The following is a 21,449-nucleotide window of genomic DNA, read 5'->3' as shown; positions in this document are numbered from 1 at the left end:
ACGTGCTGGAACTTGATACGCGGCAATCTGCCGCCCATGTGGCTAGGAAGCCAAATTCTGATGGAGGCTGGAATGGTCATAAACCCTGATATCGGTGCCCCGCCACCTGCCTGGAGCCGGCTGCGTTTCGAGGCCGCTGCGGCTGCGGCGGAAGAACCGACGCTCGCCAGCTATATCAATGCGGCCATCCTGGCCCATTCCACGCTGTGCCAGGCGCTCTCTTATCACCTTGCTGAAAAACTGGGTGGCCCCGCAATGGGCACGCTTCAAGTGCGCCACATCCTGTCGACGGCATACGATTCCGATCCGTCGCTTCTGGTGGCGGCCGAGGCGGACATGCAGGCTGTGCTGGAACGGGACCCCGCCTGCCGCGGCATGTTGCAGCCATTCCTGTTCTTCAAGGGCTTCCTGGCGCTCCAGACACATCGTGTTGCCCATGTCCTCTGGAGACAGGGCAGGGAGTCGCTCGCATTTCACTTCCAGGGCATTGCCTCGGAATTGTTCGGTGTCGACATCCATCCTGCCGCGCGCATCGGCGCCGGCGTCATGCTCGACCACGCGACCGCGATCACGATCGGGGAAACCACGGTCGTCGGTGATGGCTGCTCGATCATGCAGGGCGTAACGCTGGGCGGGACAGGCAAGGAAGTCGGCGACCGCCACCCGAAAATTGGACGCGGCGTGCTCGTTTCGGTCGGTGCGAAGGTCCTGGGCAACATCACGATTGGCGACGAAGCCAAAGTAGCCGCTGGCAGTGTCGTGCTCAAGGACGTCCCGGCCCATTGCACGGTCGCTGGCGTCCCGGCCAAGATCGTCGGTCAGCCGCTCTGTTGCCAGCCGGCCAAGACGATGGACCAGAACATCCCTGACGACATGGCCAAATAGGTGCGTCGCAACGGGCGCACAGCCGATTGCAGGCGCCGCTGTTGCACTGCAAAAGAAAAAGACTAGGTTGCGCCGCTGAATTACGAAAGAGCATGCGTCATGGAACGTGAAGAAACACTGCGTCTTGAGGCGTACCTGAAAGAGAAACTGCACCCGAGCCTGCGCCTGCTGGCGCGCGACAAGAACTCTGATTCCGTTGAGGTCTATCTCGGCGCCGAATTCATCGCACTGGTCTACAAGGATGTCGACGAAGGCGAGACGTCTTACCAGTTCCAGATGACGGTCCTGTCGGAAGATATCGCGGGCGCTTAAGTCAGCCCGAGCGAACTAGAACAGAGAGCCCTGACCAGCCTTGGTCGGGGCTTTCTTCGTTTTAGGCGCGGGACTCGCAGGCGGCGGTGGCCCGTCGAGTGGCGCAGCCATCACATCGCCATCCGAGAAACTCACCTTGAACGCCGCCGCGCCCGCTGCCACGCCGGACGAGCGGATCAGCTTGCCATCCTCACTGCGCACCATGGCAAAGCCCCGACTCAGCGTTGCGTGATGGGACAGGGTCTCGAGCAGCTTGCCTTGCGACTCCAGCGACACTGTGCGCCGCTCGATCAGCCGCATCAGGGCAGGGCGGGCCCGCATGGCGGTTTCCCGCAGGCTCTGCCGCGACCGCCTGATATCGGCCTTCAGGCCCGCCGGGCTGACTTGCGCGGCTGCCAGCCGCGACCGGCTCCGCTCGATCAGCGCCCGCGCCGCGCGCGGCAAGCTGGCCGCCGCATAGTCCAGCCGCTGGCGTTTTGATTGTATCAGCGTCTCGGGCCGGGGCAGGCGTGCGGCGCGCAGCGCATCACGCGACCGCGTCGTCCGCCGCGCCAGGGCGCGCTTCAGGCGTCCGCTATTCTCTTCGATGCTCAGCAACAGTTCGCTGCGCACCGGCACGGCAATCTCTGCCGCCCCGGTCGGTGTCGGCGCGCGCGCATCCGACACATAGTCGATCAGCGTCGTGTCTGTTTCGTGCCCGACAGCCGAAATCAGCGGGATTTCGCTTTCGAAGGCGGCGCGAACAACGATCTCCTCGTTGAATGGCCAGAGGTCTTCGATGGATCCGCCGCCGCGCGCAACGATCAACACATCGGGCCGGTCATTGCCCGTTATGGCATTGAACCCCTTGATGCCAGCTGTCACCTGCGCCGCCGCGGCATCGCCCTGGACAAGTGCGGGCCAGACGATCACGCGCACCGGGAAACGATCCTGGATACGGTGCAGGATGTCCTGGATTACGGCCCCGGTCGGACTTGTGATCACACCGATCGTGCGGGGCAGGTAGGGCAGTTTCTTCTTGTGGCGCGCCTCGAACAGGCCCTCGGCGGCCAGCTTCTTCTTGCGCTCCTCGAGCAGCTGCATCAGCGCGCCGGCTCCGGCAGGCCGCATGGAGCTGGCAATCAGCTGGTAGTTCGAGCGGCCCTCATAGATCGACAGGCGCCCGGTCGCGATCACTTCAAGGCCTTCTTCCGGCCGGAAGGGCAGCTTGTCGACCTGCCCCTTCCACATGATTGTATTCAGGACCGCCTTCTCGTCCTTGATGTCAGCATACATGTGGCCGGACCGGGCAATGGTCACACGGCCCAGTTCCCCTCGCACCACAACATGGTCGAAATTCGATTCAATTGTCCGTTTCAGGCTCGCAGCGAGCTCCGAGACGGAAACGGCATGGTCATTGGAGACTGGCGAGTCGGACATCCAGCCTTTATAGCGACTGGAAAGCAGCAGGCGAGGGGCCAAATCCCATGAACATCCTCCTCATCGGATCCGGCGGGCGCGAACATGCTCTCGCCTGGAAGATCGACCAGTCGCCATTGGTGGACGTGGTCCAGTCAACGCCCGGCAATCCCGGCATGGACGTTATCGGCCCATGCTTCGATGTCGCCGTTGACGATATCGACAACCTCATCAAGCTGACGCTGCAGGTCGAGCCGGATCTCGTGGTGATTGGCCCGGAAGCGCCGCTCGCGCTCGGGCTCGCCGATATCCTCCGCGCCCGCGGCTTCGACGTGTTTGGCCCGAGCCGCCTCGCCGCCCAGCTGGAATCCTCGAAAGCCTTCTCCAAGGGCCGGATGAAAGCCTATGGCGTTCCGACGGCCGCCTATGGCGAGTTCACGACGCCCGGCCTCGCCAAGGCCTTCCTGCGCACAATGGAAGCGCCCTTCGTGCTGAAGGCCGACGGGCTCGCCGCCGGCAAGGGCGTGGTGATTGCCGAAAGCCTTGAACAGGCGGACGCCGAAGTGGACGATATGCTGTCCGGCAAGTTCGGCGAGGCGTCTGCCACACTGATCATCGAGGAATTCATGCACGGCGAAGAAGCCAGCATCTTCGTCATCACCGATGGCCAGGGTGCGGTCTACCTGCCTGCCGCCCAGGATCACAAGCGCGTCGGCGAGGGTGACACCGGCCCCAATACTGGCGGTATGGGTGCCTACGCACCGGCACCGGTCGTAACTCAAGCTGTGATGGATCGCATCAAGGCCGAGATCGTGGAGCCGATGCTGGCAGGCATGGCGGCCGACGGCATGCCCTATCAGGGCGTGCTCTATGTCGGCGTCATGGTCACGGAAGAGGGACCCAAGGTCGTTGAATTCAATGCCCGCTTCGGAGACCCGGAATGCCAGGTCCTGATGAAGGGGCTGGCCGGCGACATTGTCCCTGCCATTCTCGCCTCGGCGACCGGCGGACTGTTGGGAAATGAAGACGCGTTCGAATCCCTGCTGGAACTTGAGCGGTTCGACCCCACCGCCACGGTCGTGCTTGCCAATACAGGCTATCCGGGCAGTTACGTCCAGGGCTCTGTGATCAACGGCATGGCCGACGCGAACAATTTGCCCGGCGTGACGGTGTTCCAGGCTGGCACGGATCGCGATTCAGAGGGTGCGCTTGTCGCCATGGGCGGGCGCGTTCTCAACGTTACGGCCTCAGGATCAACCCTCGAAGAGGCTATTACGCGTGCCTATGCAGGTGTGGACCGTATTGACTGGCCGGAAGGCTTTTGCCGCCGCGATATCGGCTGGCGGGCGCTGAAGCCGGACTAGCGGCTCACGAACATGAGCGTGCCCTTGGGAACTTCGGCGAGGAAGCGTTTCAAGTCGGCTTTCGAGAACACGATGCAGCCATTGGAACGACCGAGCTTGCCAAAGCGGGACAGGAAATCCGGTTCTGCATAGTCGGCGGCATGAATCACGATGGCCCGTTCGCGCGACGACTTGTCCGTCTCGTCCAGCCCGTCCAGGCGCAGACTCAGGCCGTGCTTGCCTCGGTATTCTTCCGCAATGACCAGCGCCCCTTCCGGGCTCGCGTTTGATCCGGGCTCGTCGGAAAACCGGTCGAGAAAGCCGTCATGATCCGTGTCGGATCCGCGCCCGTGCGCCGCGCGAAACCCCGTCACGTCGCCGTTCTCAAGATTCACGACGAACAGGCGTTCTTCCTTGGAATGCCGCGAATAATCGACGATCACGAGGCGACCGGTATCCTTGGTCTGTTTTGCATGAATTTTCTGCGCTTCAAGCGCCCGGTTGAGCAGGTCTGCCCGAACAGCGCCGGACGCATTAATGTTCTTGGCGTGCGCTGGAACAGCCGCAAGCAGGAACAGGGTAAAAATCGCGATCAATCTTGTCATCACGTCAAATCTGCCTCGAAATTGTGGCGACGTTACGGCAGGCCTTGGCACCGGGCAGCGGCCCGCTATGGTATCGTTGAGGAAATAACAGAAACGAGAGCGACCCCATGGCAGAGACAGAAACTGCACAGGACCTGTTCACAGGCACCAAATCCGTAGTGGACTCCCACAAGTTCGACGAGGCGAATCTGGCCGCCTGGATGGAAGCCAATGTCGAAGGCTATGAAGGCCCTCTGGAGGTCCGCCAGTTCAAGGGTGGCCAGTCTAATCCGACCTACCAGCTGGTCACGCCGAAGAAGAAATACGTCATGCGCCGCAAGCCGCCCGGCAATCTCCTGCCCAGCGCGCATGCTGTCGATCGCGAATACCGGGTCATCAACGCGCTCTACCCTCTCGGTTACCCGGTCGCGCGCCCCTATGGCCTGTGCATGGATGAGAGCGTTGTCGGCACGATTTTCTATGTCATGGACATGGTTGAAGGCCGCATCCTCTGGGACGGCACGCTGCCCGACTATGAGCCGGCGATGCGCCACAAGATCTACGAAGCAAAGATCAAGACCCTTGCCGACCTGCACAATGTCGACTGGAAGAAGGCTGGCCTCGAAGGCTTTGGCAAGGAAGGCGATTATGTCGCCCGCCAGGTCCACCGCTGGACCAAGCAGTACAAGGCATCGGAAACGATGCACATTCCGGAGATGGAACAGCTGATCGAATGGCTGCCCAAGAACATCCCGCAGGGTGACAAGACGACCATCGTCCATGGCGATTACCGCCTCGACAACATGGTGCTCCATCCGACCGAACCGAAAGTGATCGCCGTTCTCGACTGGGAACTCTCGACCCTCGGCGATCCGCTGGCCGATTTCTCCTACCACTTGATGAACTGGGTCATGCCGCAGGGTGACGCGAGCCGGGGATCCCTGTCCGCTATTCCTGACCTCAAGGCCTGGGGCATTCCGACTATGGAGGAATATGTCGCGATGTATTGCGCGCACACGGGCCGCGATGGCCTGCCGGAGCTCGACTATTATTTTGCCTACAACGCCTTCCGCCTCGCCGGCATCCTTCAGGGTATTGTCGGACGCGTGCGCGACGGCACGGCCAACAGCGCCAATGCCGAATCGAACGCGGATCGGGTCGTCCCGCTGGCACAGTTTGCGGCTCAGTTCGCTCGCAAGGCGGGCATGCCGGGATAGGTCCCATTCGCGCAAGAAAATGATGGGGGCATAGAAGGTGGGAATCGTGCGGCGCTTGGGCATCGGCATTGCAGCGCTTGGCGTGGCGGGAGCGATTGGCTGGGGCCTGATCGGGCCGGACTGGCGCGCCTTCCTGGGCCATCAGCCGTATGGCCGGGATATCCTGTTCTGGAACCTGGATAAGCGCGACGCAGGCTTCCGCATGCTGGATCGCGTGCCGTTCATCATCACGTCGCGCCCGGTTGATTCCGGTGATGATGTGCATCCGCTGCCTGAAGGCACTCCGCTTGTCCTCGACATGGATATGGACGCCTATCTGGCTGCGAACCGGACGGCGGGCCTCGTCTTGCTTCACGACGGGAAGGTGCGGCTCGAGCGCTATAGTCTCCACTTCCGGACAGACGGCCGGTGGACTAGCTTCTCCGTTGCCAAGTCGCTGACCTCGACTCTTGTGGGCGCCGCGATAGCGGATGGCGCGATCAAGAGCATTGATGATCCGGTGCCGGATTATATCGAGGAACTGCGCGGGTCGGCCTATGCTGGCGTCACGGTTGCGCAATTGCTGACCATGACATCCGGCATTGCGTGGAACGAGGATTATGATGATCCGGAATCCGACGTTGCGCGTTTCGATACACAGGTGGTCGAATCCGGGAAAAGCGCGGTCGCGACCTATATGGCTACGCTGGCGCGCGCGCATCCGCCGGGCGAGGTTTGGCACTATTCCACGGGCGAGACCAATCTGATTGGTGTGCTCGTCAGTCGTGCGACCGGCAAGCAATTGGCCGATTACCTGTCGGAAAAAGTCTGGCGGCCCTACGGCATGCAGCAGGACGCATCCTGGCTGCTCGGCACAGATGGCCATGAGATCAGCGGATGCTGCATTCAGGCGTCGGTGCGCGATTTCGCCCGCTTCGGCCAGTTCATCCTCGATGGGGGCATGGTGGGCGGCGAGCCGGTTCTGCCGACGGGTTGGCTGGACACCGCGACGCGCAAGCAGGTCGAATACGGCACACCCGGCGAGGGATATGGCTACCAATGGTGGACATGGGACGACGGCTCATTCCAGGGAGACGGTATATTCGGGCAGGGCATCTTCATCGACCCGGCGCGCAACCTGGTAATCGCGTCAAACAGCAGCTGGACATCGGCTCTGGGCGACAAGGATGGCGAGTTCGATGCACGGCGAGAATTCTACAAGACGGTCCAGCGCGCCATCGATGCCGAGACAGTTGCCGCGGGCGGCGCACAGGACTAGCGGTGCGAGGCTTGGAAGGTGACGGATGCCGGGGAAGATGACACTATTCACCGAAAGGAAGATCACATGAGCGAAATACTGACAGGCCCGCTTCGCGCTCCCGCACAGATGCTGCAGGAGCAATCCTATGGCGGTCACAAGTCGCTGCACGATGACGCTGAAGCCGAGCGCCTTGGCATCAAGGCAGGCCCGATCGAAGGCCCGACGCATTTCCAGCAATTCGTGCCGATGCTCTACGATATATGGGGCAAGGACTGGTTCGAGCGCGGCTGCCTGTCGACGCACTTCCTGAACATGGTGTTCGAAGGCGAGAAGGTCCGCGCCTTTGTCGAGCGCCCGGCGCCCGGCGCAACCCGCGCCAAATGCTGGGCCGAGAAGGAAGACGGCACGCCGGTGCTTGAGGCGAGCGCCACGCTCGGCCCAGACCATGGTGAGACGCTGCTCGAAGCGCGCATGGCCAAGCTCCGCCCCGCTGATGATCTCGTTATCCTTGCAGACATGAAAGTCGGTTTGAAGACCGACAAGGACGAGCACGTCCGCATGGGCGCCGACCAGCACATGGGCAATCTTTACCCGTTCAGCCTGGCGCAGAAGCTGGCTGTCATCACAGAGCCGAGCGACTGGTACAGCGACGCCAAGGCGTCGCCCTGGGGCCGTCCGGTCATGCCGCTCGAAATGGTCAGCGTGCTCGCGAATTATACCGGCGGCATGGCTAACTGGCCGGTCAAGCATCCCTCCATCGGCCTCTTCGCCGATCTCGAAATGCGCATGATAGATGGCCCGCTCTTTGTCGACGAAGACTATATCCTCCGCCGCGAGGTCGTTGCGCTCTCAGCCAGCCGCCGCGCTGAGAATTACTGGATCCGCACGCGCATCTTCGATTCCACGGGCACCAAACAGGTCGCGGAAATGCTGCTCAATCACGGTGTTCTCAAGGCCAGCTACCCGCACTATCCGGCTGACAAGCTGTCGGCCTGATCCCATCCCACACGCCAAGGACAGCGCCTCATGAAAGGTCTCCTCTATCGCGGTGCTCGCGATATCGTCTTTGACGATGCGCCGGTGCCAGAGCCGGAAGACATCCGCAGCGCCATCGTGAAAATCACGGCCTGCGGTATCTGCGGGTCTGACCTGCACATCTATCAGGGTCACGGGTTTTCAGAGACCAACGGCTATTGCGTCGGCCACGAAGCGGTCGGCGAAGTCATCGAGACCGGCAGCGCCGTGTCCCGCTTCAAGTCAGGCGACCGGGTGATGATCTCTGCCGCCGTCGGCTGCGGATCATGCCCGTCCTGCATGGCGGGCAATGTCACGCAGTGTGAAACTGCAGGCGCGCGATGCTACGGGCTCGGCCCCAAACTGCAGGGCGTTCAGGCAGAATACACGATGGTCCCGGTCGCGGATTTCGGCCTTGCCAAGATTCCGGACGGCGTCACCGAAGACCAGGCCGTCCTCCTGACGGACAACCTTCCGACGGCCTGGTTCGGCCTGAAGAATGCCGACATCAAGCCCGGTAGCACCGTGGCAATCGTCGGGTGCGGTCCGATTGGCCTCATGGCGGTTGAGGGCGCGTTCCTGATGGGCGCAGCCCGCGTGTTTGCGGTCGATCTCGTTGCCGAACGCCGCCAGCTCGCCGAAGAGATTGGCGCCACCGCCTTTGATGCGAGCGATGCGCGCGACCGGATCACCGAACTCACGTCAGGCCGCATGTGCGACAGCGTCGTCGAATGCGTTGGCGCCGACGCCGCCATTCACCTGTCGATGAAACTCGCACGCAATGCGGGCACCGTGTCCTGCATCGGCGTCAACCAGACCATGGACTTCAAGTTCCCGATGGCGCTGGCCTTCATCAAGGGCCTCACCTTCCGGACAGGCACCTGTTCGGTGCCAGCCCAATGGCCCGAACTGATCCCGCTCATCCAGGCCGGCAAGCTGCGCCCCGAGCGGACCGTCACCCACCACATGCCCCTGTCCGAAGGGGCTGAAGCCTACCGCATGTTCGATGCCCGCGAGAACGGCGCCATGAAAATGATCCTGAAGCCCTGAGAAAGGTCGTACCGGTGGAATACCCGGTCTTGGAAGTCTCTGACCGTCGTCGCGGCCTGCATCGGTTCGCTGGAGGCGGGCAACCAGGCCGATTTCTTGTTGTCGGGCGGGGATGTCTACAACAGTCAGAATCGTGCCGTGCAACGCGATTCTGGCCCGAAAAATGCATCGCCCTCGCCTAATCCGCGAAGCATTTTGACATTGCGCGGCAAAGGATCGAAAATCAGGCATGCAAAATTTCCACGCCTCGCTATGTCGCGTCGTCGCCTCAACGGCCCTGGTCGGCCTCGCAGCGTGCGGTGGCAACGAGACGGCTGACATCGCCGCCACCGTCGCCCCCTCGGCCAGCAATGATGCCGAATGCATCACCATTGCCGAAGGGATGTATATCTTCGAAAACGGCAAGTTCACCGCTGCCGCAGCGCCTCAGCCCCAGATCGTCGAGCGTGTGACGCGCGCGTCAACCGGGTGGGTTGGCAGCATCGAGACGGCCTTCACCGCCGCCGGATACCCATGGTTGGGGCTGGTGGTACGTGAGAATGTCGCGACGCTCACAGGCCTGGCGCCGGATGTCGACGCCAAGCGGCGTGCCCTCGAAATCGGAACGGCCGCCCTGCAGGCCGATCCAGCCGGGTCAACCGAGATGACCTTGATCGTCGATGGCATTGGCGTCGAAAGCGGCGAACGCGGTCCGGGTGAAAGCCTCGCGGCCCTGGCTCAGGGCGTCATCTCTCAGGATTCCTGCCAATTGGCCCTGAACCAGGCCATGGACGGCCAGAAGATTCAGTTCCCAACCAATCGCGGTGACATTTCACCGGTCAGCATGGGCCTTCTGGATGCCGTCGCCGGGATTGCCATGCTTTGTGACGAGTATGCCGTCGAGATAGGCACCCACACGGATTCCCGCGGTTCGAACGAATACAATCAGGTCCTGTCGCAAAAGCGCGCCGATGCCGTTCGCCATTACCTCCTGGAAAAAGGCGTTTCGATCGAACAGCTGACGGCTGTCGGCTATGGCGAGAGCGTCGCGCTGGACACGGCGGAAACCTACGAGGCCTGGGGTCGCAATGCCCGGACCGAATTCAGGCTTTCCAGCCGCCCCTGAGGCGCGTCAGATACTGAAAACAAGCCCGGTCGCCGGGCTGACCTTGCCCTCAAGCGTATCGTGCCAGGCTGTGTCGATGGCATCCCGGCCTGAACGGGCTTCCGGCGTAACAAACGCAGACGACGCGCGATAGAAAGACGCGAGCGACGTGCCGAGCCGTTTGTTCAGGACATCGGCCCCAAGTTCCTTGGCGCGTTCCGCCGCATAGGTGGGAACGAAGAAGAATTCCGGCTGCGGGTCAGGCAGGCTAATCGGCGCGCGGTTGCCTTCCCAGTCTGTCACACCGATGACTAGGCTGCGCACGAGGCGGTCCTTGAGGGCATTGTGCACATCTGCCGTAAGTGACGGGCGGCCGAGGAAGTCGACAAAGGCCGTCAGGCCGCGCGCATGCATGCGGTCGACCTGGTCATAGGTCTGCGTGCGCGCGTACAGCCCTGTGCTTTCGACATAGGCAACATTTCCAGGTGATGTCAGCGCAACCGCCTCGACAACGCCGCGTGCCTTCAGACAGTGCGCCAGTGCCATGGCCGTCTTCGACGATGCGCTGGAAATCACGACCGTTTCGGGCACCGGATCGCCGGTCTCCATCAGGCAGTCGTCAATCATCCAGCCCGTCGTGAACAGGGGCCGGAACAGCATCTGCTGCGCTTCGAAGGCCGAATCATAGGTCGGGTCGGCGGCAGTGAAAATGTACGTGCTGTAGATCGGCGCCAGGTCCCGCCGGTGTGCGGCGCCGTCCATGAAGCTTTCCTTGACGACGCGAGCGGGCTGCACATCCACCGTGTCCGAGATCGGCAAATAGCCATAGACGCGGCTGCCGACGTCGACGCCCGCAGCCTTGGACTCGATAATGGTCGCAAAGCCCCAGACAGGCACGCGTCCGAACTCGGGTGAACTGGCCGGGAAGAAGTCCCAATACTTCATCGCTTCGCCGAACGTCGCATAGGTCACGTTGTTCGCCGTGAGCGCGAAGGCATCGATGCGCAGCCGCGCCATGCCATCGGCCAGGTCGGTGACAGGGGCATCGGCCCAGTGGCAGTCGCGTAGGTTATCGCGCTTGATCAGGTAGTCCATAGTCTGCGTCCCCTTAGTCTTTGCGCATGAAAGCGCCGATTCGCGCCTGCATGTCAGGCCCGACGCCCTCATTCTTGAGGATTTCCCATTGCAGCCCGGAATCCATGTCGCGTGCATCTGTTGCTTCCAGCAACCGCTTGTTGGCAGCGTGCGAGAAGGGCGAGTTTGCGAGAATCTGCCGCGCCATGGCATCGATCGATGCATCGAACTCCGCCGCCGGCACGACCTGTTCGGTTAGCCCGATCCGCAATGCCTCTGCCGCGCCGATCATTTCCGCCGTGAACATCAGCCGCTTCGCGGTGGCGATGCCAACGCGCCGAGGCAGGCGCTGGCTCATGCCCCAGATTGGGGTCAGCGCCCATTTCGCGTGCGTGTCGCCGAACTTGGCATTGTCCGCAGAAATGATGAAATCCGCTGCCAGCGCCACTTCCAGTGCGCCCGTATAGCAATGGCCGTGCACCGCAGCGATGACGGGCTGGGGCAGCGTCTCCAGCATGCGCAGCGTCTCGGAATGCCAGCCGGGGGAGGGTACTTTCTCGCCTTCGGCAATATCGCCAAGGTCATGGCCGGCTGAAAAGCACCGACCGGCCCCGCGAAGGACGACGCAGCCGATTGTCTCGTCTTTTTTCAAGTCGATGACATGCGCGCGCAATTCACGAAACATGCCCACGGTCAGCGAGTTCAGCTTGTCCGGCCGGTTCAGCGTCAACAGGGCCAGCCCGTCTCTGTCTTCCCTTGTGACAAGTGCGCTCATGCGGGTTTACCCATGTTGACCATCAGTTTCGAAATCGCGTGGACGAAATTGTTCGGTGCGATTTCCTGTTTACCTGTCCAGGTAATATCCGGGAAGCGGCCGAGGATCTGGCGATAAGCTGCATCCAGCTGCATGTTTGCCACGCGCTGGCCAAGGCAGACGTGAGGCCCGTGTCCGAACGACAAATGCTCCTTCGCGTTGGCGCGGGTAATATCGTACGTATCCGGATTGTCGAACTTGGCGGGGGCGCGATTGGCGGCGGCATAATACATTACCAGTTTCTCGCCTTCGCCAATGCCCTGTCCGCCGAGTTCGGTCTCCTTCGTCGCCGTGCGGCGCATATAGGTCACCGGGCTCACCATGCGGATCGACTCGTGCACGAAGTTCGGGAACAGGCTGTCATCGGCTTGCAGCTTTTTCTTCTGGTCCGGGTTCTCGGTCAGCAGCTTCATCGTGCCGGTCAGCGAGTTCCGCGTCGTGTCGTTGCCCGCGAACACGATCAACAGCCACGAACCATCCAGGAATTCCGGCGACAGCGGCTTGCCGTCAATTTCGACATTGGCGATGGCGCTCAGCAAGTCGGGCTGCGGGTTCTTCCGGCGCTCGGCCAACAGGTGCCGGCCATATTCGAACATGGCCTGGATCTCGTTCAGGAAGGCGGTCATCTGCTCCATGCTGACATTGCCGAGGCCTTCCTGCTGGGCCTGGTATTGCGAAGTCTCGAGGAAGTGCATCCAGTGGACCAGCTTCGGCCGGTCGGCCGATGGCACGCCGAGAATTTCGCACAATGTGAACAGGGGCAACTCGGCTGAGAACAATTCGACCATGTCGACGACCTGGCCCTGCTTCACCATATTGTCGAGCAATACGTCGACATATGCGGAGACGCGCTTGCGCAGCTCGGCCACGAAGTCGGCGCGAAAATAGGCCATGTGCTCCATGCGCAACGGCGTGTGGTAGGGCCGGTCGAGATTGATGAGTGAATTCAGGGAAGACGAGTGCAGCAGTGGATGGCGCGGCGTGCCTTCCATGCCGTAATTCATCAGTATACCTCCCTTTTGGGAGGAGTAGGTTTCGGGGTCCAGTTCGATCTTCTTGACCAGTTCGTAGGAAGTGACGGCCCAGAACCCGGCGCCATATTCTTCCGGATGCCACATCACCGGCGCTTTCTCGCGCATCGTCGCAAACGCCTCGAACGTATAGCCGCCATTGTCTGAAAAGACGGTCGGGGAGGTCAGGTCGACCGGTGGCTTGAGATCGAACACCGGCTTGTTCTTGGGCGCGGAAGGTGCGTGCTCGACTTGGTACGTTTCGGTGACGTTCTGAAAGCCCATGGCGATCTCCTAGAATTTGTAGCGTACGGGGATGGACTTGGGTCCGCCCACGAAATTTGCCTTGATGAAAGTCGGGTCTCCGGCGAGTTCGAACGATTTGATCCGGCTGAACAATTCTTCGTAGATGATCTGCATTTCGAGGCGTGCCAGGTGCATGCCCAGGCACATGTGCCCGCCATGGCCGAACGAGATCAGCTTGTTCGGGCTACGGTCGACCTTGAATTTGAACGGGTCGTCGAAAACGTCCTCGTCGCGATTACCCGACGGGTAGCATAGCAACACGCTCTCACCGTCCTTGATCGTCTTGCCTCGCATGTCATAGTCGGCATGGGCCGTGCGCATGAAATGCTTGACCGGCGTCGTCCATCGGATCGCTTCGTCGACCGCTGTCCGGGCCATGCCTTTCGGATCATCCATCATTTTCTTCAGCTGCGCCGGGTCCTGCAGCATCGCCAGCACGCCGCCGCCGGTCGAGGCGCTGGTCGTATCATGCCCGGCTGCAGCCGTGATGATGTAATAGCTCATGGCTTCCAGCTGTCCGATCGGCTCGCCGTCCACCATGCCATTGGCAATCACGGTGGAGACGTCATCGCGCGGATTGGCGCGGCGGTCGGCGGTGATCGCCGTGAAATACATGAAGAACTCGGCCAAAGTCTGCTGGATCGAGGCGAGCCCCTTCTCGACATCGCGTTCTTCCAGCGCACCCTTGTTGCGGCTCAGGTCCTCATCCTGAGCGCCGAAAATCTCCTGCGTCAGTTTCAGCATCATCGGCTCGTCGGATTCCGGCACGCCCAGTATCTGCATGATCACGCGCAGCGGGTAGTGCAGGGCGATATCGTTTTGGAAGTCGCATTCGCCGCCCAGGTCTTCCATCCGGTCGACAAACTGCTTCGCAATCGCCCGCACACCGTCTTCGCGTTTCTTCACGTTCTGCGGCATGAACCATTCCTGGGTCAGGTGGCGCAGCTTGAAGTGAAGCGGGTCGTCCAGCTGGACCAATGTCTTCAACAGGTGCGGCTGGCCGAACTGCGAATAGACGCCTTTTTCGGTCTCTTCATAGGACAGCATTTCCCGTTCGCCATTGGTGAACAGCTTGTTCTGGCGGCTGATCTCCATGATGTCCGCATGCTTGGTCACGGCCCAGAAAGGCCGGAAACCTTCCGGCTCGCACCAGGCCAGCGGGTCTTCGGCGCGCAGTTGCGCGAAGGCTGCGTCCAGTTTGGGCTGGTCGGCATAGACCGCCGGATCAACAATCTGGTTGCACGTCGCAGCTGCCGCCGCGCTCATTGTCCGGCCCGGATCCATCTTGGTCTCGGGTGGGGTGGCAAGCGCGGTGTCGGCCATGATGTTCTCCGGTGTTACTTTTGGGGTCGGCGTTTCCTGTCGCCAAGTCTAGCTGAACCGGGCCGCGTGCCAAGGCGTGACTTGGCGGCAGGTGCTGCGCGTTTCGGGGCGTCGGGCAGCGGTTTGTTGGCTTCCGAGATCATCGTGCCGACCGCCTCCAGCATCAGTTCCGGCGGCACCTCTTCCACCGCACCGGGACGCAGGTCACCCAGCTCGAATGGTCCGTAATTGATGCGGATCAGGCGGTTCACCATCAGGTTCACAGCTTCCAGCGCCCGGCGTACTTCGCGCTTTTTGCCCTCGGTCAGGGTCACGGTCAGCCACGAATTGGCGCCGTTCTCGCGGTCGAACACGGCCGTGATCGGCGCATAGTCGACTCCGTCTACCGTCATGCCCGCAGCCAGGTCGGCAATCTTGTAGTCGGTCACTGTGCCTTGCGCGCGCACGCGATAGGTGCGTTCCAGCGCGTTCTTGGGCAGTTCCAGGGCCCGGGCCAGCTCGCCATCATTGGTCAGCAGCAGCAGGCCTTCTGTGGTCAGGTCGAGGCGTCCGACCGTCACGATGCGGGGCAGGGACTTCGGGAACTCGTCAAAGATCGTCCGGCGGCCTTCGGGGTCATGGTTCGTGCTGATCAGGCCGGACGGCTTGTGATAGCGCCAAAGGCGCGTCGGTTCCGGCGCGCTGACAATGTTGCGGCCCACTTTGATGGTTTCGCGGCCCGTCACCTTGAAGGCTGGCGAGGTCAGCTTCACCCCGTCAACAACGACATCGCCGGCTTCGATCATGCGCTCGACTTCGCGGCGCGAGGCCACGCCGGCACGCGCGAGGTATTTGGCGATGCGTTCGCCTTCGCTCCAATCGGGCTCCGCAAGCGTTCTCGCGGAGTGTCCGGAGGGTTTCCGGGCTTTATCCGGGGATGTGTTCGGGGTGTTTTTGACCGCGCCAAGGCGGGTCTTCTGCGGGCGCGAACCTGGCTTTGCCGGGTGCGAGCGGCCCGTCTCTCGACGCTCCGTCATATGTCTGTCTTTCAGTTTGGACCTACAGAAATTGCAGGATAGGGGCTGCAATAGCAAGTCCGACGAAGAATTCCATCACTATCCACACCGGATTCATCCCGTTCGCCCGATTCTGCTGGCGATCCAGCACCAGCGACACGGTCCGCCCGAACCCCGAGCCCATCCAGGCCGCAGCCATTGGCAAGACAACCAAGACGCTCAGCAGGTTCACGTCGCTCCGCGACACGGTCAGCAACAAGGCCGCCGTCATCAGGTGAGAAAACATGAGCAGGCCGCCAAATGTCGCCCGGAATTCCGAATACCCGCCGGGTTTCTCCAGGTCCGGGTCCGCCACCAGCCGCACAATTCCCGACGCCCAGGACGGCGAAATCAGCGCCGTGGTCCCCAGCACGGCCCCGAATACCAGCACGATCAGTGAAATGATCTCTCCGTAATGCATGTTGTGTCCTCTTTTCTGCCACCCAATCTAGCGCATTCGACAGGAAAACGTAGGGCACGACGCGCAATTCCCTGACGGGGCACAAGTTTCTCCGGCCCTTCGGCGGCTGGACGGTATCCGGCTGGACTCTGCTCACGTAAGTTAGGTTTCAGGGCGTGCGGGCACGGCGCGGCAAACCAATCGAAGGAAAATCGATGGATCTGGTGGTCTTCTTCTCAAGCCTGGTCGTGTTCTGCACGTTTGCGCTCATGCCATTGGCCCACAAGGCGGGCGCGCCGATCCTTCTCATCGTGCTGGGCATCGGCATGCTGCTCGGCGTCGACGGTCCGGGCGGTATCCGGTTCTACAGTTTCCAGACGGGCTTCGACCTCGGCAGCATTGCGCTCGCCATTATCCTGTTCGCGGGCGGCCTTGAGACGGAACGCGGCATGATCCGCAATGCGTGGAAGTCCTCGATCCTGATGGCAACACTCGGTGTACTCGTGACGGCGCTGGTTGTGGGCCTGTTCGCCACATACGTGCTGGGCATGCCGCCGCTCGTCGGCCTGCTCCTCGGTGCGACAGTGGCCTCGACAGATGCCGCCGCCACCTTCCTGCTGATCCAGCAGAGCAAGGGTGGCCTGGGCGTTCGCGTGAAGAACACGCTGGTGCTGGAATCCGGGCTGAATGATCCGATGGCCATCTTCCTCACGGTCTCGCTCACGGCCATGGTCAATGGCGGCGTGCCCAACTCTGCCGCGGAAATCGGCGGATTTCTCCTGTTTCTCGGCGCCCAGATCACGATCGGCCTTGTCGGGGGGATCGCAGGTGGCCGCGCGCTGATATTCGTGATCGACCGTATGAGCCTGCCAAACGGTACCTATCCCGCCATGGCTCTGTCCGGGGCCCTCGTCATCTATGCGGCGGTCGCGCTGCTCGGCGGCAGCGGTTTCCTCGCCGCCTACATTGTCGGCATCATTATCCGAAACAGACTTCGCCGCCCGCTCGACAATATCCTGAACTTCAACGAGGCGCTGCAATGGATCAGCCAGATGGCCCTGTTCCTGATGCTCGGCCTGATGGTGGCACCGAGCCACCTCCTGAAGGATATATGGGCCGCGCTCGCCATTGCCGGGGTCCTGATGTTCATTGCACGGCCCCTGGCCGTGATGATCAGCGTCGGATGGACGGGGTTCTCCGTGCGCGAGAACATCTTCCTCAGCTGGGTCGGGCTTCGCGGCGCCGTCCCGGTATTGCTTGCGATCTATCCCGTCATCACGCCCGGACCGGTCACGATCGAGTTCTTCAATATCGTCTTCGTCATTGTCGTCACGTCCCTGATCGCCCAGGGCTGGACCATCGTGCCCCTGGCCAACCTGCTTCGCCTCGGCGAGCAGGATGAGCAAGAGGACGTCGCCGAGACCTAGCCGGCCAGCTCTGTCAGCAACGTGTGCCAGTGCTCCAGTGCGCCGGGAATGGAATCCACGGGCACCCGCTCGTTCAGGCCGTGGGCATAATCGTCCGACGGCTTCATGAAGATGCCGGAGACGCCATAGCTCGGAATGCCTTCGGCGCGGAAGAAGAGGCTGTCCGTCGCACCGGCGGACATTTGGGGGATGATCGGAAGCCCGGGCGCCTGCTCGTCGACAGCCTTGCGGACGGCGGCCATCACGACCGCGTCGAGCGGTGAGGAGTAGCTTGAATGGCCGGCGATGGGCAGGCTCACGGTCGCCTCCGTGCCGGCGATATCCTGCAGCTTCTGCAGGACATCTTCCGGCGATACACCGGGAAAGATACGGCAATTGACGTTAGCGGAAACATGCTGGGGCAGGGCATTCTGCGCATGGCCTCCATTGATCATCGTGGCGACGCAGGTCGTGCGGATCTGGCCGACATATTCGGGCTCCTTGGAGAGCCGGGCGTCGGCGGCAGGGTCGGACGGATCTTCCGCAAACCGGGCCATGGCTTCGCCTAGCTCACCCGGCGTCTGCTTGGCGGTCTCGCGAAAATAGCCCAGCGTCACGTCACTCGTCTGGACCGGGAATTCATAGGCGCCGATGCGTTCGAGAACGCCGGCCATGTCGACAATGGCATTCGTGCCGGTCGGGCGGCTGGAATGCCCGCCGGGATTGGTGATCACGATCTCGTAGTCGGCATAGGTCTTTTCGCCGGCCTGGATGCTGTAATAGCGCGGTGTGCCGTCATCCCCGAGCGTGCCGCCGCCAGCATCGGTATTCAGCACCATGCGTGCGGCTTTGAAGCGCGGGGCAAGTTCAGCAGCGGTGGCCTGCGATGTCTCCTCATCCCCCGTCAGGACCAGGATGATGTCGTGCGCCGGCACGAAGCCTTCGCGCTTCAGGCGGATCAGCGTCGTGACCAGCATGGTCAGCCCGTATTTATTGTCCAGCACGCCGCGCCCGTAGAAGTAGGTCCCGTCGGTCTCCATCCTGAACGGGTCGCGCACCCAGTCAGCCGGGTCGGCCTCGACCACGTCCATGTGCGCATTCAGGACGATCGGCGTTGCCCCGTTGCGGCCCGCATAGTGCGCCATCAGTACCGACGTGTCGCCGAAGGGCTCGATCGCTACGTCTTCCTCTGCAAAGCCGCCCGCGATCAGTTCACCCTTCAGGTATTCGGCATAGGCCGGCACCTTTCCGCGCCCGGCCACCGTATCGAACGCCACCGATGCGCCCAGAATCTCGACGGCCTTGTCCGCATCCACGGGGTCTGCCGCCGCCTTAACAGGCGCGGACACGCAGCCCATCAGAATCAATGTGGCAAGGCTCGTCAGGATTCGGTGCGTCATGTCTGGTCAATTCTTCCTTGGGGCGGCGTCTCATGAAGAAGCAGATCACTGGGCGTCGCGTTTTATGGCCTGAAGCCGAAGCGGTTCATGCGGAAAGTGTGGTATGCTCCACCCTGCACGTCAATATCGCATTCCGGCCTTGCCGCTGCGACACGCGCTGATCCGGCATCCATCAACGATTATAGCCATGCTGACGGCCGCATGCCCGCTTGTGTTCGAAAAAGGCACAGCCCTTGCACAGCATGGCCGGAACATTGGCAAAAGAGCGGTCCAGTTACCATGAGCGCACCGAAAATCAGCATATCCCACCTGACAGCAGATGTGCCGGATTATTACGCCATCTCGCTCCTGTCCAAGGCATGGCGCGAGCAAGGTCTGGAGGTCGAAATCGCCCGCGAATACGCCGACGACGCCCAGATATGCATTCTTCACCATGACAAGACGCGGCTGGACAAGGACGGGCTCCCTGTCGCGCCACGCGGCGCAAAATCGCTCAATGGGGATGTACTCGACATTTCCAAGCGCCTGTTTTCAACTCTTCAGCTTGCCCCCGAATCCGACTGGACCGGCCCGGTCATCGTCAAGTCCGATCTCAATCATTTCGGCTTGCAGGATTCAGGCGAAGCCAAGGCTGACCTTGTGTCGCGCGCGCGACGGCGCCTGGCCCGGCATTCCTGGCGCTGGGCCAGGTTGCTCCCGGAAAAGCACTATCCCGTCCTGTCGTCCCTGGATGACGTGCCAAACTGGGTATGGAATGATCGCGACCTCCTCGTCGAAAAATTCCTGCCCGAATACTCCGAAGACGGCCTCTACTGCGTACGTGGATGGGTATTCTTTGGCGACCAGGGCTATGCCTATCGCAGCCTGTCAACTGACCCGATGGTCAAGGCTGCCTCCGTGGTCCGCAGCGAATTCCTCGACGATGTGCCGGCTGAACTGGTCGCGCTGCGCAAGCAGATGAAGTTCGATTTTGGCAAGTTCGACTATGTCGAACACGATGGCACGCCGATCCTGCTCGATGCCAACAAGACCCCGACTTATCCCACCTCAGATGGTACCCCGACGCCACGGACACGGCTGTTGGCCAAAGGCATAGAGGCCTTCCTATGACCCAGCTCGCAACCCGCACGAAATCCCTCGTCCCGCTGATGCCGCTTTTTGAACCAGGCGTCGCCTTTGCGGCCCGCACGGACCTGCGCCAGACGCGCATGATCGGGTTCACCAGCTTCGCGCTCGACAGTGTGACCAACGTCCTCCTCGGCCTGCTGAATGGCATGCCGACCGTCCGCCACATTTGCGGAGTCACGGATGAAGGCCTCGCCGTGCTCGAACGGGCGGGCCTTGATGTCGACGAAGACATGCGGACATTCGAAACGGCCGCCCAGGCCAAGCGCCGCACGAAGGAGCTGATCGAGGAGGGCTACAAGCTCGCCTGGCCCTATCCGCTCCCTGTCGCGACCTATCCGGCAAAAGCCCAGCTCGTCTCGCGCGACCTGTGGCGCAAGCTCAACAACAAGAAAAACCTCGCCGACATCGTTCCGGAAAAGCACCTGCCGGACCGCCGCATCGTTCCGCTCGATGATCCTGCTGCGTTCAAGTTCGACGGGCCGGTCTTCCTCAAATCAGGTACCTCCGAGGCCACCGGAATCGGCTACGCCGTCCGCCACTGCACGACAGAGGCAGAATTCCTCGCCGCCTTTGACAGCCTCAAGACGCTGGGAGACGCCAGCGACGTGATCGTCGAAGACGACATGGACGTTATCTCCTGCTGGTGCGTGTCGCTCGTCCTGTCGGATACCGGCGTGCGCTATGCCGGCGCGGCGGAACAGATATTCAGCCAGCCGGGCAAACAGTCCGGCAGCATCATCAATCCGGCCAATCCCTTTCCGAAAGCTGCGATCGCTCTGGCCAAAGACGTCGGTGAAGCGGCGCGTGCCCTCGGGTTCCGCGGTGTCGCCGGTCTCGACATCGGCCAGACAACCGATGGCCGCCTGATCGTGTTCGATCCGAATTTTAGGATCCAGGGATCGACCGCCCAGGTCATGCTGCACGGCTCCGCCACAAAGCGGTCCGGCCTGCCGGTGTCGCAAGCCGCCATATTCAACAGTTCACTGAATATCCGGCAATTGGCTCGCGCGCTCAGCGGCCCGATCGACGATGGCTGGTATGTGCCCGTTCGCCTGATCGATGGCGCCCGCCATCCCGAACCGCCATCCAATTCCACCCTGACGGGGTTCGTCCTCGGCAATACGCCGGCAGACGCCGCTCGTCGCCGCAAGCAACTGGGCAAAATGCTCGGCGTGTCCTGAGAGTCTGAATCATAAAGACCTTCAATAAATCAGCCTCTTGCGATACGTCGGGTCATGAGCCGGATGTTGGCGATAAAGAGCCAGGCAATAGCGCTTTCGAGGGTGCGCTCCCAGTCTTTGGCGAGGCGGCGTGATGGTCCAAGCCATGCGAGGGTTCGCTCGACGACCCATCGTCTGGGCAGGACTTCGAAGCCTTTGGCCTTGTCGGAGCGGCGGATGATTTCGAGGGTCCACGTTCCCATCTTG

Annotated in this window: 21 protein-coding genes; 11 read left to right on the top strand and 10 right to left on the bottom strand. The window is 61.8% G+C overall.

The features are described from left to right. The first annotated feature begins 72 nt into the window (after window positions 1-72). Both cysE and ACESNB_RS07650 read left to right on the top strand, forming a co-directional pair. On the top strand, window positions 73-885 hold the full coding sequence (gene cysE, locus ACESNB_RS07655; RefSeq protein WP_373005943.1) for a serine O-acetyltransferase: 813 nt from the start codon (window positions 73-75) through the stop codon (window positions 883-885). Window positions 886-984: 99 nt separating this feature from the next. Then, entirely contained in the window at window positions 985-1,197 is a 213-nt protein-coding gene (locus ACESNB_RS07650) for a DUF3126 family protein (protein ID WP_373005941.1), read from the top strand. A gap of 15 nt (window positions 1,198-1,212) precedes the next feature. On the opposite strand, the gene xseA is transcribed toward ACESNB_RS07650, so the two are convergent. After that, entirely contained in the window at window positions 1,213-2,616 is a 1,404-nt protein-coding gene (gene xseA / locus ACESNB_RS07645) for an exodeoxyribonuclease VII large subunit (protein ID WP_373005939.1), read from the bottom strand. 47 nt (window positions 2,617-2,663) lie between these two features. Between xseA and purD the strand changes: the two genes are divergently transcribed. After that, complete coding sequence (gene purD, locus ACESNB_RS07640; protein WP_373005937.1) at window positions 2,664-3,959, top strand: phosphoribosylamine--glycine ligase; 1,296 nt, start codon at window positions 2,664-2,666, stop codon at window positions 3,957-3,959. Here purD and ACESNB_RS07635 read toward each other — a convergent pair. After that, on the bottom strand, window positions 3,956-4,543 hold the full coding sequence (locus ACESNB_RS07635) for a murein L,D-transpeptidase catalytic domain-containing protein (RefSeq protein ID WP_373005935.1): 588 nt from the start codon (window positions 4,541-4,543) through the stop codon (window positions 3,956-3,958). The genes purD and ACESNB_RS07635 overlap by 4 nt on opposite strands. A 107-nt stretch (window positions 4,544-4,650) precedes the next feature. On the opposite strand from ACESNB_RS07635, the gene ACESNB_RS07630 reads away from it, so the two are divergent. From ACESNB_RS07630 to ACESNB_RS07610, 5 genes are all read left to right on the top strand, one after another. Beyond that, complete coding sequence (locus ACESNB_RS07630) at window positions 4,651-5,739, top strand: phosphotransferase family protein (protein WP_373005933.1); 1,089 nt, start codon at window positions 4,651-4,653, stop codon at window positions 5,737-5,739. Between the two features lie 46 nt (window positions 5,740-5,785). Beyond that, window positions 5,786-6,997 carry a serine hydrolase domain-containing protein gene (locus ACESNB_RS07625; protein WP_373005931.1) on the top strand — a complete coding sequence of 404 codons (1,212 nt, stop codon included), beginning with the start codon at window positions 5,786-5,788 and terminating at the stop codon, window positions 6,995-6,997. A 66-nt stretch (window positions 6,998-7,063) separates the two neighbouring features. Then, window positions 7,064-7,975: a hypothetical protein gene (locus ACESNB_RS07620; protein ID WP_373005929.1), complete on the top strand. Its 912-nt coding sequence runs from the start codon at window positions 7,064-7,066 to the stop codon at window positions 7,973-7,975. A gap of 30 nt (window positions 7,976-8,005) precedes the next feature. Next, window positions 8,006-9,043, top strand: a complete 1,038-nt coding sequence (locus tag ACESNB_RS07615; protein WP_373005927.1) for an alcohol dehydrogenase family protein — start codon at window positions 8,006-8,008, stop codon at window positions 9,041-9,043. Between the two features lie 229 nt (window positions 9,044-9,272). Next, window positions 9,273-10,148, top strand: coding sequence for an OmpA family protein (locus ACESNB_RS07610; protein WP_373005925.1), 876 nt, complete (start codon window positions 9,273-9,275; stop codon window positions 10,146-10,148). A gap of 6 nt (window positions 10,149-10,154) precedes the next feature. Here ACESNB_RS07610 and ACESNB_RS07605 read toward each other — a convergent pair whose 3' ends face one another. Genes ACESNB_RS07605 through ACESNB_RS07580 form a run of 6 tightly spaced genes read right to left on the bottom strand, consistent with a single transcriptional unit; the run spans window position 10,155 to window position 16,109 of the window. Then, the gene (locus ACESNB_RS07605) at window positions 10,155-11,222 is read right to left on the bottom strand and encodes a DUF2855 family protein (protein WP_373005923.1); all 1,068 of its coding nucleotides are present in this window, start codon (window positions 11,220-11,222) and stop codon (window positions 10,155-10,157) included. Window positions 11,223-11,235: 13 nt separating this feature from the next. After that, window positions 11,236-11,976 (bottom strand): enoyl-CoA hydratase/isomerase family protein, encoded by a 741-nt coding sequence (locus ACESNB_RS07600; protein ID WP_373005921.1) that lies wholly within the window; start codon window positions 11,974-11,976, stop codon window positions 11,236-11,238. Next, entirely contained in the window at window positions 11,973-13,310 is a 1,338-nt protein-coding gene (locus ACESNB_RS07595; protein ID WP_373005918.1) for a cytochrome P450, read from the bottom strand. Before ACESNB_RS07595 ends, ACESNB_RS07600 begins: the two co-directional genes overlap by 4 nt. Window positions 13,311-13,319: 9 nt before the next feature. Continuing rightward, entirely contained in the window at window positions 13,320-14,654 is a 1,335-nt protein-coding gene (locus ACESNB_RS07590) for a cytochrome P450 (RefSeq protein WP_373005916.1), read from the bottom strand. Between the two features lie 14 nt (window positions 14,655-14,668). After that, window positions 14,669-15,670 carry a pseudouridine synthase gene (locus ACESNB_RS07585; protein WP_373005914.1) on the bottom strand — a complete coding sequence of 334 codons (1,002 nt, stop codon included), beginning with the start codon at window positions 15,668-15,670 and terminating at the stop codon, window positions 14,669-14,671. A 22-nt stretch (window positions 15,671-15,692) separates the two neighbouring features. Then, a complete protein-coding gene (locus tag ACESNB_RS07580) occupies window positions 15,693-16,109 on the bottom strand; it encodes a hypothetical protein (RefSeq protein ID WP_373005912.1) in 417 nt (138 codons plus the stop codon). A 194-nt stretch (window positions 16,110-16,303) separates the two neighbouring features. Between ACESNB_RS07580 and ACESNB_RS07575 the strand changes: the two genes are divergently transcribed. After that, the gene (locus ACESNB_RS07575; RefSeq protein ID WP_373005910.1) at window positions 16,304-17,515 is read left to right on the top strand and encodes a potassium/proton antiporter; all 1,212 of its coding nucleotides are present in this window, start codon (window positions 16,304-16,306) and stop codon (window positions 17,513-17,515) included. Here the strand turns inward: ACESNB_RS07575 and ACESNB_RS07570 are convergent. Further along, a complete protein-coding gene (locus ACESNB_RS07570) occupies window positions 17,512-18,894 on the bottom strand; it encodes a M20/M25/M40 family metallo-hydrolase (protein WP_373005908.1) in 1,383 nt (460 codons plus the stop codon). The two genes, ACESNB_RS07575 and ACESNB_RS07570, sit on opposite strands and share 4 nt — an antisense overlap. A gap of 279 nt (window positions 18,895-19,173) precedes the next feature. Between ACESNB_RS07570 and ACESNB_RS07565 the strand changes: the two genes are divergently transcribed. Both ACESNB_RS07565 and ACESNB_RS07560 read left to right on the top strand, forming a co-directional pair. Beyond that, window positions 19,174-20,004 (top strand): hypothetical protein, encoded by an 831-nt coding sequence (locus tag ACESNB_RS07565; protein ID WP_373005906.1) that lies wholly within the window; start codon window positions 19,174-19,176, stop codon window positions 20,002-20,004. Next, complete coding sequence (locus tag ACESNB_RS07560) at window positions 20,001-21,203, top strand: hypothetical protein (RefSeq protein WP_373005904.1); 1,203 nt, start codon at window positions 20,001-20,003, stop codon at window positions 21,201-21,203. Before ACESNB_RS07565 ends, ACESNB_RS07560 begins: the two co-directional genes overlap by 4 nt. 29 nt (window positions 21,204-21,232) lie before the next feature. Here ACESNB_RS07560 and ACESNB_RS07555 read toward each other — a convergent pair. Further along, window positions 21,233-21,449 (bottom strand): transposase (locus tag ACESNB_RS07555; RefSeq protein ID WP_373005902.1); only part of this gene is annotated, 217 nt, incomplete at its 5' end.

It is taken from the genome of Hyphomonas sp., from assembly GCF_041689225.1.
Taxonomy (GTDB): Bacteria; Pseudomonadota; Alphaproteobacteria; order Caulobacterales; family Hyphomonadaceae; genus Hyphomonas.
Note: the sequence above shows the minus strand (reverse complement) of the source record. Positions and strands in the feature narration are given on the sequence as shown.

What these genes read in the sequence shown, in the direction of transcription:
- purD (WP_373005937.1), top strand. Translation starts at nt 2,664, where the DNA reads ATGAACATCCTCCTCATCGGATCCGGCGGGCGCGAACATGCTCTCGCC.
- ACESNB_RS07580 (WP_373005912.1), bottom strand. Translation starts at nt 16,109, where the DNA reads ATGCATTACGGAGAGATCATTTCACTGATCGTGCTGGTATTCGGGGCC.
- ACESNB_RS07560 (WP_373005904.1), top strand. Translation starts at nt 20,001, where the DNA reads ATGACCCAGCTCGCAACCCGCACGAAATCCCTCGTCCCGCTGATGCCG.
- ACESNB_RS07565 (WP_373005906.1), top strand. Translation starts at nt 19,174, where the DNA reads ATGAGCGCACCGAAAATCAGCATATCCCACCTGACAGCAGATGTGCCG.
- xseA (WP_373005939.1), bottom strand. Translation starts at nt 2,616, where the DNA reads ATGTCCGACTCGCCAGTCTCCAATGACCATGCCGTTTCCGTCTCGGAG.
- ACESNB_RS07630 (WP_373005933.1), top strand. Translation starts at nt 4,651, where the DNA reads ATGGCAGAGACAGAAACTGCACAGGACCTGTTCACAGGCACCAAATCC.
- ACESNB_RS07600 (WP_373005921.1), bottom strand. Translation starts at nt 11,976, where the DNA reads ATGAGCGCACTTGTCACAAGGGAAGACAGAGACGGGCTGGCCCTGTTG.
- ACESNB_RS07575 (WP_373005910.1), top strand. Translation starts at nt 16,304, where the DNA reads ATGGATCTGGTGGTCTTCTTCTCAAGCCTGGTCGTGTTCTGCACGTTT.
- ACESNB_RS07615 (WP_373005927.1), top strand. Translation starts at nt 8,006, where the DNA reads ATGAAAGGTCTCCTCTATCGCGGTGCTCGCGATATCGTCTTTGACGAT.
- ACESNB_RS07635 (WP_373005935.1), bottom strand. Translation starts at nt 4,543, where the DNA reads ATGACAAGATTGATCGCGATTTTTACCCTGTTCCTGCTTGCGGCTGTT.
- cysE (WP_373005943.1), top strand. Translation starts at nt 73, where the DNA reads ATGGTCATAAACCCTGATATCGGTGCCCCGCCACCTGCCTGGAGCCGG.
- ACESNB_RS07585 (WP_373005914.1), bottom strand. Translation starts at nt 15,670, where the DNA reads ATGACGGAGCGTCGAGAGACGGGCCGCTCGCACCCGGCAAAGCCAGGT.
- ACESNB_RS07620 (WP_373005929.1), top strand. Translation starts at nt 7,064, where the DNA reads ATGAGCGAAATACTGACAGGCCCGCTTCGCGCTCCCGCACAGATGCTG.
- ACESNB_RS07570 (WP_373005908.1), bottom strand. Translation starts at nt 18,894, where the DNA reads ATGACGCACCGAATCCTGACGAGCCTTGCCACATTGATTCTGATGGGC.
- ACESNB_RS07650 (WP_373005941.1), top strand. Translation starts at nt 985, where the DNA reads ATGGAACGTGAAGAAACACTGCGTCTTGAGGCGTACCTGAAAGAGAAA.
- ACESNB_RS07590 (WP_373005916.1), bottom strand. Translation starts at nt 14,654, where the DNA reads ATGGCCGACACCGCGCTTGCCACCCCACCCGAGACCAAGATGGATCCG.
- ACESNB_RS07610 (WP_373005925.1), top strand. Translation starts at nt 9,273, where the DNA reads ATGCAAAATTTCCACGCCTCGCTATGTCGCGTCGTCGCCTCAACGGCC.
- ACESNB_RS07605 (WP_373005923.1), bottom strand. Translation starts at nt 11,222, where the DNA reads ATGGACTACCTGATCAAGCGCGATAACCTACGCGACTGCCACTGGGCC.
- ACESNB_RS07595 (WP_373005918.1), bottom strand. Translation starts at nt 13,310, where the DNA reads ATGGGCTTTCAGAACGTCACCGAAACGTACCAAGTCGAGCACGCACCT.